This window comes from Desulfosarcina variabilis str. Montpellier (assembly GCF_048565275.1).
In the GTDB taxonomy this organism is placed as follows: domain Bacteria; phylum Desulfobacterota; class Desulfobacteria; order Desulfobacterales; family Desulfosarcinaceae; genus Desulfosarcina; species Desulfosarcina variabilis.
The window spans coordinates 7561069-7574710 of record NZ_CP159846.1 but is presented as its reverse complement, the minus strand read 5'-3'; the positions used below and the strand labels follow the sequence as shown (position 1 = coordinate 7574710).

General features: G+C 53.9%; 15 protein-coding genes and 1 pseudogene. 6 read left to right on the top strand and 10 right to left on the bottom strand.

What is annotated here, in order from left to right; translation table 11 throughout:
- The first annotated feature begins 10 nt into the window (after window positions 1-10).
- Window positions 11-310 (top strand): hypothetical protein, encoded by a 300-nt coding sequence (locus tag Dvar_RS34180; protein WP_419657601.1) that lies wholly within the window; start codon window positions 11-13, stop codon window positions 308-310.
- A 183-nt stretch (window positions 311-493) separates the two neighbouring features.
- Here Dvar_RS34180 and Dvar_RS34175 read toward each other — a convergent pair whose 3' ends face one another.
- The 10 genes and pseudogenes from Dvar_RS34175 to Dvar_RS34130 form a co-directional block, all read right to left on the bottom strand.
- On the bottom strand, window positions 494-946 hold the full coding sequence (locus tag Dvar_RS34175; RefSeq protein WP_419657600.1) for an N-acetyltransferase family protein: 453 nt from the start codon (window positions 944-946) through the stop codon (window positions 494-496).
- A gap of 209 nt (window positions 947-1155) precedes the next feature.
- A complete protein-coding gene (locus Dvar_RS34170; RefSeq protein ID WP_419657599.1) occupies window positions 1156-1767 on the bottom strand; it encodes a hypothetical protein in 612 nt (203 codons plus the stop codon).
- Between the two features lie 11 nt (window positions 1768-1778).
- Window positions 1779-2744: a phosphotransferase gene (locus tag Dvar_RS34165; protein WP_419657598.1), complete on the bottom strand. Its 966-nt coding sequence runs from the start codon at window positions 2742-2744 to the stop codon at window positions 1779-1781.
- Entirely contained in the window at window positions 2729-3202 is a 474-nt protein-coding gene (gene bcp / locus Dvar_RS34160) for a thioredoxin-dependent thiol peroxidase (protein WP_419657597.1), read from the bottom strand. The genes Dvar_RS34165 and bcp overlap by 16 nt, the downstream gene beginning before the upstream one ends.
- Before the next feature lie 33 nt (window positions 3203-3235).
- Entirely contained in the window at window positions 3236-3766 is a 531-nt protein-coding gene (locus tag Dvar_RS34155; protein WP_419657596.1) for an acyl-CoA thioesterase, read from the bottom strand.
- A 7-nt stretch (window positions 3767-3773) separates the two neighbouring features.
- Window positions 3774-5381 carry an FAD-dependent oxidoreductase gene (locus Dvar_RS34150; RefSeq protein ID WP_419657595.1) on the bottom strand — a complete coding sequence of 536 codons (1608 nt, stop codon included), beginning with the start codon at window positions 5379-5381 and terminating at the stop codon, window positions 3774-3776.
- A 14-nt stretch (window positions 5382-5395) separates the two neighbouring features.
- Window positions 5396-6088 carry a DUF2231 domain-containing protein gene (locus Dvar_RS34145; RefSeq protein WP_419657594.1) on the bottom strand — a complete coding sequence of 231 codons (693 nt, stop codon included), beginning with the start codon at window positions 6086-6088 and terminating at the stop codon, window positions 5396-5398.
- A 101-nt stretch (window positions 6089-6189) separates the two neighbouring features.
- A pseudogene (locus Dvar_RS34140) lies at window positions 6190-6450 on the bottom strand (rubredoxin-like domain-containing protein); the annotation flags it as partial.
- Window positions 6451-6558: 108 nt separating this feature from the next.
- On the bottom strand, window positions 6559-7740 hold the full coding sequence (locus Dvar_RS34135; RefSeq protein WP_419657593.1) for a citrate/2-methylcitrate synthase: 1182 nt from the start codon (window positions 7738-7740) through the stop codon (window positions 6559-6561).
- A 338-nt stretch (window positions 7741-8078) separates the two neighbouring features.
- Complete coding sequence (locus tag Dvar_RS34130; RefSeq protein ID WP_419657592.1) at window positions 8079-8501, bottom strand: Fur family transcriptional regulator; 423 nt, start codon at window positions 8499-8501, stop codon at window positions 8079-8081.
- A 589-nt stretch (window positions 8502-9090) separates the two neighbouring features.
- On the opposite strand from Dvar_RS34130, the gene Dvar_RS34125 reads away from it, so the two are divergent.
- The 5 genes from Dvar_RS34125 to nqrE are packed head-to-tail and all read left to right on the top strand — an operon-like array spanning window position 9091 to window position 13631.
- The gene (locus Dvar_RS34125; protein WP_419657591.1) at window positions 9091-10434 is read left to right on the top strand and encodes a 4Fe-4S dicluster domain-containing protein; all 1344 of its coding nucleotides are present in this window, start codon (window positions 9091-9093) and stop codon (window positions 10432-10434) included.
- A 23-nt stretch (window positions 10435-10457) separates the two neighbouring features.
- The gene (locus tag Dvar_RS34120; RefSeq protein WP_419657590.1) at window positions 10458-11651 is read left to right on the top strand and encodes an NADH:ubiquinone reductase (Na(+)-transporting) subunit B; all 1194 of its coding nucleotides are present in this window, start codon (window positions 10458-10460) and stop codon (window positions 11649-11651) included.
- Window positions 11644-12351 carry an FMN-binding protein gene (locus Dvar_RS34115; protein ID WP_419657589.1) on the top strand — a complete coding sequence of 236 codons (708 nt, stop codon included), beginning with the start codon at window positions 11644-11646 and terminating at the stop codon, window positions 12349-12351. Before Dvar_RS34120 ends, Dvar_RS34115 begins: the two co-directional genes overlap by 8 nt.
- Before the next feature lie 25 nt (window positions 12352-12376).
- Complete coding sequence (locus Dvar_RS34110; RefSeq protein WP_419657588.1) at window positions 12377-13000, top strand: NADH:ubiquinone reductase (Na(+)-transporting) subunit D; 624 nt, start codon at window positions 12377-12379, stop codon at window positions 12998-13000.
- A 22-nt stretch (window positions 13001-13022) separates the two neighbouring features.
- Window positions 13023-13631: an NADH:ubiquinone reductase (Na(+)-transporting) subunit E gene (gene nqrE / locus Dvar_RS34105; RefSeq protein ID WP_419657587.1), complete on the top strand. Its 609-nt coding sequence runs from the start codon at window positions 13023-13025 to the stop codon at window positions 13629-13631.
- Window positions 13632-13642 lie beyond the last annotated feature (11 nt).

Sequence of the window (13642 nt, the reverse complement as noted above, 5' to 3'; positions counted from 1 at the left end):
CAAATCTCTTATGAAGCGCAAACTTTCCGTAATGAATAATCATTTGGACCAAGTTTGTGACTCAGCAATACTTGCATTATCCATCAATCCCTTGCTTGTTGACCATATGACAGGTTTTTTAGAGTCGTTTACTGTCAAAATCATGTTCGTGAGCGTTTCGGGTGGGCATGAATCAACATCAGCTGTTCAGTTTAAATTTATTCAGAATATCAGCTTTTTTGGAAAAAACAAGATGTTGCTCCAGGATGGCGTTCACATCAAGCTGCAAGGCAAGCAGGATCTGGCTAACGCACGAAAAACGTGCCGATAGACGGGCTTTTTAAACAGGCACTTAGGGGGCAGGAAAAAAATAATTACGCCAGATTGCGCCGGATTTGTGTTCGTCCACAAGGCTCATCCGCCGGTGCATATTTGGAATCTGTGCCGACGGATGGAACGCCGTGGACGGGCGCAAGGACAAGCAAGATGGTGTAATTATTTTTTTCCTGCGCCCTTAAAGGTTACATTCCAGGTTAACGGTCTTGGATGGAGTAAACGCATTCTTATTGAAAAAATGGATCATTTTGGAGTCGTCCAGATTGACGAGGGTATTTAGCTTTTTCACGCCGACTCGTCTGCAATAATTAAGAAATTCTTTAATGAGCAATTTGCCGATCCCTCGTTGCTGGTAATCTGGATCAATGCCGATGGTATCCAGCGTGGCTTCCTGCTTAAAAATTCCATATTCCCCCATAAAGAGTTCTCCCATCACAAAGCCGACAACGGTGCCCGCATCGTCCTCGGCAACAAGAGACGTCGGTAGATAATCAACGGATTTGAATAACTTCTCAAATTTTGCTGTATAGTAGTCCGGTCGGGACACATTGAGCACCTTTTTGTCAATCCGTACCACCGCGTCAAAATCATCAGCAGTCATCATTCGGATGTGAATGGCATTTTTATCCATGGGAGGCTCCTTTCATTTTAGACAGGCTCTTTTTAGATAATCTTTTTTTGAGCAAATGGTCAAGAATAATTTGCCATGGGCAGGCTCTGGAAAAGCGATGCGCTCTATTTACAGGAATTCCACTGCTTTCAGATCAAATCAAAAATAATCCAATGAAAATATTGATGATATCCTGGGACGGGGCCAGGTGCCGATCGGTTGGATATGGGCTAGGGTACCGCCAAAAGCTGCTGGGCTTTCAGCCGTTTGACAACCGTTTTGATTTTAGCTTCGATCAGCTTTTTTTCATTGCTTGGATTAATGGTTGCCGACTGCATGGACCAGATCAGCTTTTCGCTCGATGCATCGTACAGATTGGTTTCCAGTTTTACCGTTTTTTGTTTGCTGACATACCCGGGCTCGTAAGCGTACCCGCGAACAACCCCGTAATATCCGTAAACGCCGCCGCTATAGGTGGGGGGGTGGTAGATTTGTTTCTCATCCACTCCAACCAGATGGGTGATGAGAACGGCATCGATGTCTTTTTCTTCGATTGCCGCCTTGATGCTGTCTTTGGAGGGCCGGGCCTCGCCGGGGATGGCCTCGAAGCCGGCGATGGCATTGACTTGCTCGTCTCTGAGACGGTTGACAAAGGTTTCCTCGAATGTTCGACGGATCGATTCCTGTCCCGCTACACCGACGATCAGAAAGTTGTTAAACGGTCCGCCTTGATAGTTGGCATCCCGCCACTCGGCGACCGGTTTGGCGGTTGTGCAGCCGACCAGCATGGCAAGGATTGAAAGCCATCCCCACATTAACCCCAACCGTGACATCTTTTTCATCTTTTACCTCCCTAATGAATCCATTTGCTTCGATGTTTTAGCAGCAGTGCCATATAATCGGCTTCCAAACCGATCATGGGGCGGTCATTTTTTCGCAACCATTCGCTGAGCCAGGCGAACCGGATGGCGATCGTCAGATCGGGCAGGGCATTCCAACTGGCATCGCAGAAAATATTCGCTTTTCTCAAACAGTGGATCAGGCGGCCGCTAAAGGCGCCGGTCAGGCTGCGGGGATCCTCCATCCCCAGACAACCTAAAAGATTGGCAAGATCATAAATGTCGGGCTTGCTGCCGCAAAATTCCCAGTCGATTACCGCCCGGATATCCTGCTGCCCCCAGATGATGTTCAGGGGATGGAAGTCACCGTGGCAAAACCCCATGGGCAATGGGTCATGAATCGGAAAAAAATGCGCTTCCAAGTGGTCCATGAACGGGCGAAAGGCTGCCGCGATATCCGGATGCCGGTCCGTCAACGTGCTAAAAAGCGTTCTGCAGTAGACAGCGATGGAGAAGGATTCGTTATATGGTTCAGCATGATGTTTTTTGCAGATATTGTCAAGGTGGATGAGAAATTCTGCGGCTGCTTCACCCCGCCAATCATCCAGGGCATAGGCCGGACGATCTAAATTGATGCCGGCAACATAAGGGCTAAGCTGCCAGAGACCATGCCACATGCCTGCATTGATCAGGGTGATGGTTTCGTTATCGACGTCGGGCAGACAGGTGACGATCTGGTGTAATCCATTTTCGGATAACCATTGGAGTGTCGCGGCGATCCGTCTTTTTCGACTGTAGACCTGTGATGGAATTTTCTCCAGTATGAACAGGCGGTTGTCCCCGGCTTCCACGACACTGCGCCAGGCCGTGCGCTCCGGGCTGCCGGCCAAGGACAGGTCGGAGCGCAAGCGAGTCATTTCAATTCCCCACCGGTGGGAGACGGCCACCAGCAGGTCTTGTGGATTTAGCTCAGTTGGCAAAGCGTTTCATGCACGGCTTCGGCGTGGGCTTTGACCTTGACCTTGTTCCATACCTGGCGGATGATGCCTTGTGGATCGATGAGAAAGCTGGTGCGTATGATGCCCATGTATTCGCGGCCGGCCATCTTTTTTTTCTGCCAGACGCCATAGGCTTCCAGCGCCTGGTGTTCCGGATCACTGAGCAGGGTAACGGTCAGCTCATGTTTGGTGATAAATTTTGCATGGGAGGTCTCGGAATCGGCACTGATGCCGATGATCACGGCATCTTTTTTCGTGAATGCCGGCAACAGGGCGCTGAAATCCTTGGCCTCGGTGGTGCATCCGGATGTGTTGTCCCGGGGGTAGAAGTAAAGGACTACCCATCTCCCCCGATACCCGGAAAGGGAAACCGGGGTGCCATCCTTGTCGTTGAGGGTGAAGTCCGGTGCCGCATCTCCTTCGGCCAGTGTTTTTTTCATGATTGATCTTTCCTCATTTCATTGGCCCGGCAATCAACAGATTGTTGGATCGCTCTGGCAGGATTTTTCCTTGGTTTTCTCGGCCAGACGCACCCGGCGGCGATCCTCGGCCTGGCGGCTGCGTCGCCGGTCGTCTTCGGTTTCGAGCAGCAGTGGCGGCACCGAGCTGGGACGGAAATTTTTGTCCAGGGCCACAAAAGTCAGGTAGGCCGAGGCCGTGTGCCGGACTTCTCCGGTTTTAAGATCCTCGGTCTCGACCCGCACTCCCACCTCCATGGAGGTGGTGCCCACCATGTTCAGGCTGGCCTTCAAGGTGAGCAGGTTGCCGATGAAGGCCGGGTTGTGAAAATCCAGCCGGTCGATGGAGGCCGTAACGCAGTTGCTGCGGGTGTGGCGGATGGCCACCACCCCCGCGGCATTATCGATGTGTTTCATGACCACACCGCCATGGACAATACCGGCCGCGTTGGCATCCTGGGGCAGCAGCATGTGGGACATGATCACCCGGCTGTAGTCGACACTTTTGGGTGAAAGGTCCGATGTGGCGGACGATGATGGATTCATTTGTCTTTTATTTCTTCCAGTATGGGTTGATGATGTCTTCAAAAACCGCCAGGGCTGCTTCGGACCCGTAACCGGCGGCCGTGACGATCTGTTTGGATCCGCCGGTCACATCTCCGGCCACATAGATTCCCTGAATGTTGGTACGGAAATTATCGTGTTTGATGTAGCCTTCCTCGGTCAGTTCCAGTCCCACCTTTTGGGCCAGATCCACGGCTGGATCGTAACCGATGGCCAGGAACACGCCGTCGGCCGGTTGCTTGGCGGTGACGCCGGTTTTGTTGTCCAAAAGGACCACGTCGGTTACCCGGGCCTCACCGATCACCTCCTTGACCTCGGTGTTGTAGAGAATCGGGATACCATTGCCGATGAGCTGCTTGACCAGCACTTCCTGGGCCTTGAGCTGATCGCGACGGTGGACCAGGGTGACCTGTACGCCCATGTTATGAAGGTGCAGGGTCTCGGTCACGGCACTGTTGCCGCCGCCGACCATGAACACCCGTTTGCCCCGGTAAAGCGGTCCGTCACAGGTGGCACAGTAGCTGACGCCGCGGCCGGAAAAGCGCTGTTCGCCAGGAACGTCCAGATGCCGATGCGTGGCGCCAGTGGCCAGCAGAACGGCCTGGGTCTTGAACTTGCGACGCGAGGTCTGCACGATGTGCGGCTTGCCCGGGGTAATGTCGACCACCTCTTCACCGGGGAAGATCTGCACGTACTCCAGGGCGTGGGTGACCATGATGTCCACCAGGGTTTTGCCGCCCACCTCCTTCATGCCCGGATAGTTCTCAACTACGGGTGTCAGGGCGACCTGGCCGCCCAGGACACCTTTTTCGACGACCACGGATTTAAGTCCGCTGCGGGCCGCGTAGATGCCGGCGGTGAGGCCGGCCGGGCCGCCGCCGATGATCACCAGCTGACATTCCACTTCGGTCTCGTCACTTTCCGGAATGAAAATGGTCTGTTGTTCCATTTTGTCCAGGGAGGACATGAACAGCTCCTCGGTTTGCGCACCCAGGGCGGTGAGAACATCGTTGGCAAAGGTTTGGGGTACCGAATGGGCGCCATACTGCTCGGCCAGTTCCGCATTGGCCTGGATGTCAATGATTTCCAGGCTGATCACCTCGGGCTTGGCCACCGCCGCCTTGAGGGCATTCAGGGCCTGCTGCGGGCAATAAGGACAGGTCGGGCTCACAAAAACCTTGACCTGACGTGGCTGGTCGATTTTTTTCAATACCCCCATGGCGGAGTCGTTGAGATCGCTCTTGCCGGTGCCGATGCGCAGCAACAGTTCCAGGAAAATTTTGGCTTCTTCTCCCATGGGGGCACCCAGCCAGCGGATATTGTAGCGCTGTGGATCAAAAACCAGGGTCGGTGAGTGGCCAATGCCCATTTCCCGGGCTTTTTCATGATTCAGATCATATTCCCGGAGAACAATTTTGTCAGTGAGTTGTCTGAAAAAGCGCAGCGCCTGGCGGGCGGCATCGTTGAAAACCTCATTTTTACCACCCTGGGTAAACAAAAAGATGGGGACTTCCTGTTTGAGGCCGCTCAAAATACGGCGCAGCTCCATTTGCATCTGGCGCATTTGCGCCTCATCTATATTTTGTTCCTGATTCATGATTTCTCTCCTTATCAATCTCGAAATACCAGCTTGCCACCATACCATCCGGCAGTGCCGGCAGCGCCCAGCATCACTAGGTTAATGATCAGAAAGATAACTCGCGATGCCTGACCGGTCATCACGACCTCGGGGCTAATCAAAAGCCAGATGAAAAGAATCCAGGATGTTACCGTGACGGTGATTGCGCAGGCGATTTTGACCGTAAAGACATTGGTGATGGCACCATTGAACCGGTTCTGCCAGTCCACCCAGCCGGTGAACAGCACCAGCGGCATGGACAGGGCCACGACCCCCAGATTGTAGACAGCCGCATTGGCCATGCCCTTGAAACTGAACAGTGCGGAAAGAAAGATGAACAGCACGGCGACTGGCAAAAGGCCATTGGGAAGATGCACGCTGATCGGATGGCCGTGGTACTTGGTCATCATCTCGAACAGCACCCGGTATTTGGGATCCTTGAACCATGCCGGGGCATTCGCGGCACCGGTCTGATCCTGGCTGCCGGTGTCCTCCACGGCTTCATCCTGGACCGGTGCATTTCCCGTTTGATGCGCATCAACCGAATCGGCCGGTGTGGCGGGTGCCGGCTTGGGAGCGGCATCTTCACTGACTTCCACAAATCGGTTTTTGGGCGCGCCGCAGACCGGGCATTTTTCAGGTGGTTCGGGCCGGTATGAATATATCCGCAGACCGTGCATTTCCATTTTTTCTTTTCATCCCCGGGCGCGGCAACCGGCGCCTGCTCTTTTTTCGCCGGGGCCGACTTGGGGGTGCCGTCTTCAGTGACTTCGACAAATCGGTTTTTGGGTGCGCCACATACCGGGCATTTTTCGGGAGGCTCAGGGCCGGTATGAATGTAGCCGCACACCTCGCACTTCCATTTCTTGATTTCCGCTTCCGGGGCAGCCGTTGGCGACTGGTCCGCTTCAACAGGGGCTGATTTGGGTGCGCCGTTTTCCGTTGCTTCGATAAACCGTTCTTTGGTTGCGCCGCAGACCGGGCATGTTTCAGGTGGCTCATCGCCGGTATGAATGTAGCCGCAGGCCGTGCATTTCCACTTTCTCATTTTCTTTTGTCAATCCTCATGTGGGCGTTGGTCGAATCTGTGTTAATGTGTGTTGAAACCAAAATTATATCGTGTCCTTCCAAAAAATGGGCCATTTCTGGATGGGGGCTATCGATCCTTCAGGGGAACAAATGCACACTCATCGGGTCCGCAATAATCACCGACATAATCGGACTCGGGACGATACAGGGTCGGTTTGGCGGCGGCTCCGCCGTATTGCTCTTCGATGACGTGCGCGGTCCATCCGGCGATACGTGAAATGGCGAAAATCGGCGTAAACAGGTCAACGGCAATCCCCATATAGTAGTAAAGCGAGGCGCTGTAAAAATCGACATTGACAAAGATGTCGCTGCCCTTTCTCTCTTTGAAGGCCGCCTTGCCCTTGACTTCCAATGCCTTGGACAGGTCGTACCAGCGTGTATCACCGGCGCGTTTGCCTAAGGTCTGAGACATGGGGGCGAGAATATGGGCCCGGGGATCATCCACCTGATACACGGCATGCCCCAACCCCATGATTACACCACCGGAGTCGAGAATGTTTGCAATATAATCGTCGACTTTGTCCACATCGCCGATGTCAAGCAGCATCTGCATGACCCGGGTGTTGGCACCCCCATGCAAGGGACCGGAGAGGGAACCGACGCCGGCGGCAACGGCCGCATACATATGCGCCTTGGTGGATGCCACTTCGCGGGCGGCAAAGGTCGAGGCATTGAAAGAATGCTCGGCGTGCAGTACCAGTGCCGCATCCATAAAACCGGCCAGTTCGTCGTCCGGTTTCTCTCCACTTAACATGTACAAAAAGTTGGCCGCCTGGCCCAGATTTGGATCCGGGGCCACGGGCTCCTTGCCATTGCGGAGGCGATCCCATGCGGCAACGATGGTGGGAAATTTGGCGATCAAACGTATGGCCATGCGACCGGCACTGTCGACATCCGTTTTGCGAATATCCGGATCAACCGTGGCCAGCATGGGGACGGCAGCCTGGAGCACATCCATGGGCAGCGCGTCTTTGGGCATGCTTTTCATGGCGGTGAGAATTTCATCCGGTACCGTGCGCTGTTCGGCGATTTGTTTTTTGATGTCCACCAGTTCCTGGCTGTTGGGAAGCCGCTCAAAAAGCAGCAGGTAAACGACCTCTTCGAATGAGATTTTCCCGGCCAGGTCTTTGACCAGGTATCCCCGATAAACCAATTTGCCTTCGGCACCATTGACATCACTGATCTTGGTACTGGCAATGGTGACGCCCCTCAATCCGGTGTTCAGGACGGGTTGACACGTATCTTCCATGGGCCACCTCATTATTTGTTTTAGAGTGATAAAAAAGTCGGTTTGGAACGTCACATCAATCGCTGTGGTTCTAAACCTTATTCAAATTACATGCCATATGCTGCTGAAAAATATCCATTGTGTCGGGGCATCACTGGCCAAATAGTAAGGATTCAATATTCTTGGCACTCGATTCCCACTACCTTACAAATTAAACACCTTGTCAAGGTGACGTACGATTTAGATCAGTCGTTGATCCGCACAGCGCGTATGCTAAAAAATTGTATCACAATATGCTTGATACATATTTGTATCAAAATACAACCCGTTGGAATGAATGGGATATTGGGCTTGGATAGTTAGCTGGCTTCTTTTTTTTGTTGATGGTGCAGCTTGGCGCATTGCGGGCACAGTCCGGTGAATTCCAGGTTATGGCCGATGATTTCAAAGACCGTGGTGCCGTAAAGATCGTCTTCCAGCTCGTTTAGTGGGGCGATGGGTGCATCATCAACACGGTCACAGCAAACGCAGCGGATATGGTAATGCTTTTGGGGGACACCATCATAGCGTTTGGTGGGGCCGGAGAGCTCCAGGCGCTGAATTTCACCCATTTCACAGAGCACATCGAGATTACGATACACCGTTCCCAAACTGATTCGGGGCAGGCGTTTACGTACGCGATCGTAAATCTCATCGGCCGCTGGGTGATTGTTAATCCTCCGAATTTCTTCGAGAATCACCTTGCGTTGCTTGGTCATGCGTGTTTTTTTTTGGACTTCCACACCCTTGATCTCCAGATAATGTCTGATCTTTTCCTAAGCCGAAATTGAGTATATGTCAAGAGCAGGAGGGCTAATCGTCAAGGGAACCACAGCGATTCCCGGCTTGCAGATCCGTTGAAAACATGCCAGAATAAATGTCCAAGTTCATTCAATCTGGTATTAACCAGTGTCCATCCAGAAATAGGCAAATTGGGTCGAGATCAAGGCGCGATGAAAAATTTAACCACAGGCATATAGTTGATATTCCGAGGATTAAATTTTTCGCGTAACGCCGATATCGGGCAAATTGGTCATTTCTGGATGGGCACTAACTACGCTTTGGCCATTGTTTTTTGCCATAATGTTTTCCTCTCGGTATAAATATTGCTTTGAGTAAATCAGAGCATGTTGAACACCCTGGATCAAAATCGACGGTAAGAACGGGAAAAGAACCACTGCGATACATCCTGTTCGCATGAACACGTTCCGGTTCGTTTGTCGGTATTAACGCCCGCCAACGGGCCTTTTTGCTGACCGAGGATGAGACATCCTGGTCCAGGCATCTGACCCTTCAACGTCGCACCCGTTGCGACATCATCAAGGCTTACGGATGAATGTAATTCAATTGAAACGGGGGTACTCACCACGCATTGCAGGGGGCCCTTCACGTCGACTGGATCCGCTGGATCCGCCCGATCATGTAGGGATGGTTCCCGAAAAAATACCTTTCGTCAAGCCCCGCCTGCTAGTGGAAGAAGGACAAGTGGTAGCGATCGGTTCACCATTATTTGAGGATAAGCGCAACACCCGGATTCATTTCCCCTCACCGGGTGGAGGGCGGATCACGCGGATCGAATTCGGTCCCCGGCGTGTCATACGGCGGATTGAAATCGCCCTGGACGCAAAGGAATCATACGCAACCATCGATGTCCCGCCGTCTGACCAATGGGACACAATATCGAGACCGCACCTGATCGACACCCTTTTGGCTGGTGGCGTCTGGCCGTTTTTAAGGTCGCTGCCTTACATGGATATTGCCGATCCAGATGTTGCGCCACCCATCATTTTTATACGCCTGGGGGATGATGAACCCTTCTCCCCGGACCCGGCGGTCTATCTTGACGGACGGCAGGCCGACTTTAAAGCCGGCACCAATCTGCTTAAAAAACTGTGTGACCGGGTCTTGATCCATTTTGTCGGCAATGAATCGGTTTTAACCCTGCTGGATGATCAAACCGATGTTGTGCGGTTCAGCGGCCCGTACCCAACAGGTAATCCGGCGGTGCAATTGTACCGGACGAAAAATGGGCCGGAGCAGAACCGGTCGTGGTTCATCGACGGACAGGATGTGATCCTGATCGGAGAATTCATGCGCACCGGCTGCTATCCTGTGGACCGCGTCATGAGCGTGGGCGGAAGTCTGGCTGCCAATGCCGGGCATGTCCGGACCCGGGCCGGTATTGGGCTGCGCCGGCTGAATCCCGGCGGACCGATCCTCTCGCAGGCGGCCCGCTTCATCGTGGGCGGGCTGTTTACCGGATACACCGGCAGTCCCGACAGCTACATGGGCTTTTATCAAAATGCCCTGAATCTGATTGATGATGGTGACCGGGAAGAGCTGCTCGGGTTCATCCGGCCGGGCATCAACAAACCCAGTTATTCCACGGCCTTTCTGTCGGTTTTGCGGCGCAGGCCATTTCCCATGGACTGCGGCCAGCACGGCGAGGTGCGTGCCTGCGTGAACTGCGGTACCTGTGCCGCGGTTTGCCCGGTTGATATTCTGCCCCAGTTCACAATGAAATGCCTTGTGGCTGACGAGGTGGAAGAGGCGCTGGCCCATGGTTTGCTGGATTGCGCTGAATGCGGGCTCTGTACCTACGCCTGTCCCTCCAAGATCGAGCTTCGCGAGGTGTTTCGCGCGGCCAAGGCCAGTTACTACAAAGAAACAGCGTAGACGCTTAGGTAAACGACACGATTATGAAAGTTCTCAAAAACCTGTTCAACACCACCCGGCACCACTTTGAATCCGGCGGTAAACTTGCCGGCCTGCACCCGTTTTTCGATGCCATCGAGACGGTCGCTTTTGCTCCGGCACTGACCACCCGGGTCGATGCCCATGTGCGCGACAGCCTGGATTTGAAACGGTTCATGACCTTTGTGATCATTTCGTTGATGCCGCCTTTTTTCTACGGGATCTACAATACCGGCTACCAGGCCGGCGTGGCGTCAGGGCTTGATGTCGGATTCATCTCGTGCCTGCTGCGCGGGGCGTGGGTGGTTTTGCCCATGCTGATGGTGTCTTACGCCGTCGGGCTGTTCTGGGAAACCCTGTTCGCCTCGGTGCGCGGGCATAAGATCAGCGAAGGATTCCTGGTTTCCGGCCTGCTGTTTCCCATGACCCTGCCGCCGACCACACCGCTTTGGCAGGTTGCCGTGGGCATCAGTTTCGGGGTGGTGATCGGCAAGGAAATTTTCGGCGGGACCGGCCGCAATGTACTCAATCCCGCGTTGACCGGTCGTGCGTTTCTTTTTTTCGCCTATCCGGCCAACATGTCCGGCGACCGGGTCTGGACCGTGATCCAGCAGACCGGCCAGCAGGCTGTGGATGCGGTAACGGCGGCCACACCGCTGGCGTTGTCCCCGCTGGCAGCCTCCGGCCAGGCGCTTTCAACCATTCTGACCGATGCCGGATATACCTTCGAGCGGCTGCTGATGGGCAATATTCCGGGCAGCGTGGGCGAGACCTCGGCGCTGATGATCCTGATCGGTGCGGTGTTCCTCGTTGTTACCGGTGTGGCCAATTACCGGATCATGGTCGGTGGCGTGATTGGTGTGCTGGCTGTGGCTTACCCCGGATATCTGCTCAATCTGTCATCGGGGGGTGAAGCGGCGCGCATGTTCTCCGTGCATCCGGCCTGGCATCTGGTCATGGGCAGTTTTGCCTTTGGAATCGTCTACATGGCCACGGATCCGGTGTCGGCGCCGGGAATGAATCTGTCGCGCTGGATTTACGGGATTGCCATCGGCGCGCTGACCGTGATGATTCGGGTGTTCAACCCGGCCTATCCGGAAGGGGTGATGCTGTCCATTTTATTCATGAACCTGTTTGCCCCGTTGATCGACCATTTTGTCATCAAGGCAAGGCTGAGAAAAAGGGTGCCCAATGTCTGATCAATTGAAATCAATTCTCTTTACCGCTGTGGTGGCCCTGGTGTGCAGCCTGCTGCTGTCCGGTGCCGCCAGCGGGCTCAAGGCGCGCAAGCTGCGCAATGTGGCTGTGGACCGACAGAAAAACATCCTCAAGGCCGTTGGGCTGATCGGCCCGGACCAGGCGGTGACGGCCAGCCAGATCGAGCAGCGTTACGCCAAAAACATCCGCTGTTATACCCTTACCGGTGCCGGGCGGATTGTCGACGGCGAGGCCGGCGATGGATTGCCGGTTTGCTTTTACATCAAGGATGGCGGGGCGGCGGCCTACATCCTGCCCGTGGACTCGCGGGGACTATGGGGCAAAATCCATGGCTACATGGCCATTGAAAACGATGGCAAAACCGTGGCCGGTTTTTCTGTATACAGTCACAATGAAACACCGGGGCTGGGCGGAGAGATCGAAAAACCATGGTTTCAGAAAAACTTCGTGGGCAAGAAAATCGTGGATGAGAAGGGGGATTTTGTTTCCGTGGGAATTGTCAAAGGCAAGGTGACGGACGTGATTGCCAAGGCGCAACAGCCCAACTATGTGGACGGTATTTCCGGCGCCAGCCTGACCGGTAAATTCCTCACCAGCGGCCTGAAAAAGGTGTTGATGGAATACGAGCCGCTGAGCGATCAGTTCAGAAAGGGTGCGGTTGATCTGCCCGCGGGCGGTTGATGAAAAACAAAGAAAGTTTATCCATATGAAATTACTCCAGTCTCCCACATTCAAGGCTTTTTCCGAGCCGCTGGTGAAAAACAATCCGGTTTTTATCCAGAGCCTTGGCATCTGTTCGGCCCTGGCGGTGACGGTTCAACTGCAGACCGCAGTGGTCATGGCCCTGGCCATGACATCGGTCACCGCATTTTCGAGCTTGACCATTTCCAGTATGCGCAAGGTGATCCCCAGAAATGTACGTATGATCGTCGAGCTTTCCGTGATCGCCTCACTGGTGATTCTGGCCGATCAGTTGCTAAGGGCCTATTTGTATGAGATCAGCAAACAGCTGTCGGTGTTCGTCGGTCTGATCATCACCAACTGTATTGTCATGGGGCGAGCCGAAACCTATGCCCTTGGCAACCCGCCCATAAAGTCCTTTATGGACGGGCTCGGCAACGGTGCCGGGTATGGACTGGTGCTGGTGGCCGTGGCGGCCATCCGGGAACTCCTGGGCGCCGGCAAGCTGTTCGGATTTGCCGTCGTTCCCCAGGCGGCCTACGATTTGGGCTATATGAACATGGGATTCATGCAGCTGGCGCCGGCGGCATTCATTATTATCGGGCTGCTGGTGTGGCTGCAGAAAACCTTGACGAAAACAAACGGCTGATACGGGCCGGGAAGTGATGGATATGGAAAACCTGATTGGTTTGTTTCTCAATTCGGTGTTCGTGGGCAACATTCTGCTCTCTTATTTTCTGGGGATGTGCTCTTTTGTGGCGGTGTCCAAAAACATGGATACCGCGATCGGGCTGGGTTTTGCCGTGGTTTTTGTGCTTTCCATTACCGCTCCGGTCAACTGGCTGGTCTTTAAATATCTGCTTGCTCCCGGCGCCCTCGCTTGGGCCGGTCTGTCATCCGTTGATCTGAGTTTTCTGAAATTCATCACCTTTATCGCCGTGATTGCCGCCATTGTTCAGATGGTGGAGATGGTTATCGATCGCTATTCACCGGTGCTGTACAATGCCCTGGGGGTGTTTTTACCATTGATTGCCGTCAACTGCGCCATTTTGGGCGCCTCCCTGTTTATGGTGGAGCGCAGCTACACCTTTGTGGAGACGGTGGTGTTTGGTTTTGGATCCGGGGTCGGCTGGCTGATGGCCATCGTTTCCATGGCCGCCATCCGTATCAAGATGCGCTATGCCAATGTGCCCAAGGGATTGGAGGGCTTCGGTATCACCATGATCATGACCGGCCTGATGGCCATGGGCTTCATGCTGTTTTCGGGAATTACCCTGTAAAAGGAGTTGGT

Excerpts from the sequence above, each read along its gene's own strand:
- Dvar_RS34155 (WP_419657596.1), bottom strand. The coding sequence starts at position 3,766 with ATGAATCCATCATCGTCCGCCACATCGGACCTTTCACCCAAAAGTGTC.
- Dvar_RS34120 (WP_419657590.1), top strand. The coding sequence starts at position 10,458 with ATGAAAGTTCTCAAAAACCTGTTCAACACCACCCGGCACCACTTTGAA.
- Dvar_RS34135 (WP_419657593.1), bottom strand. The coding sequence starts at position 7,740 with ATGGAAGATACGTGTCAACCCGTCCTGAACACCGGATTGAGGGGCGTC.
- nqrE (WP_419657587.1), top strand. The coding sequence starts at position 13,023 with ATGGAAAACCTGATTGGTTTGTTTCTCAATTCGGTGTTCGTGGGCAAC.
- Dvar_RS34115 (WP_419657589.1), top strand. The coding sequence starts at position 11,644 with ATGTCTGATCAATTGAAATCAATTCTCTTTACCGCTGTGGTGGCCCTG.
- Dvar_RS34110 (WP_419657588.1), top strand. The coding sequence starts at position 12,377 with ATGAAATTACTCCAGTCTCCCACATTCAAGGCTTTTTCCGAGCCGCTG.
- Dvar_RS34145 (WP_419657594.1), bottom strand. The coding sequence starts at position 6,088 with ATGGAAATGCACGGTCTGCGGATATATTCATACCGGCCCGAACCACCT.
- bcp (WP_419657597.1), bottom strand. The coding sequence starts at position 3,202 with ATGAAAAAAACACTGGCCGAAGGAGATGCGGCACCGGACTTCACCCTC.
- Dvar_RS34180 (WP_419657601.1), top strand. The coding sequence starts at position 11 with ATGAAGCGCAAACTTTCCGTAATGAATAATCATTTGGACCAAGTTTGT.
- Dvar_RS34150 (WP_419657595.1), bottom strand. The coding sequence starts at position 5,381 with ATGAATCAGGAACAAAATATAGATGAGGCGCAAATGCGCCAGATGCAA.
- Dvar_RS34175 (WP_419657600.1), bottom strand. The coding sequence starts at position 946 with ATGGATAAAAATGCCATTCACATCCGAATGATGACTGCTGATGATTTT.
- Dvar_RS34170 (WP_419657599.1), bottom strand. The coding sequence starts at position 1,767 with ATGAAAAAGATGTCACGGTTGGGGTTAATGTGGGGATGGCTTTCAATC.
- Dvar_RS34125 (WP_419657591.1), top strand. The coding sequence starts at position 9,091 with ATGAATGTAATTCAATTGAAACGGGGGTACTCACCACGCATTGCAGGG.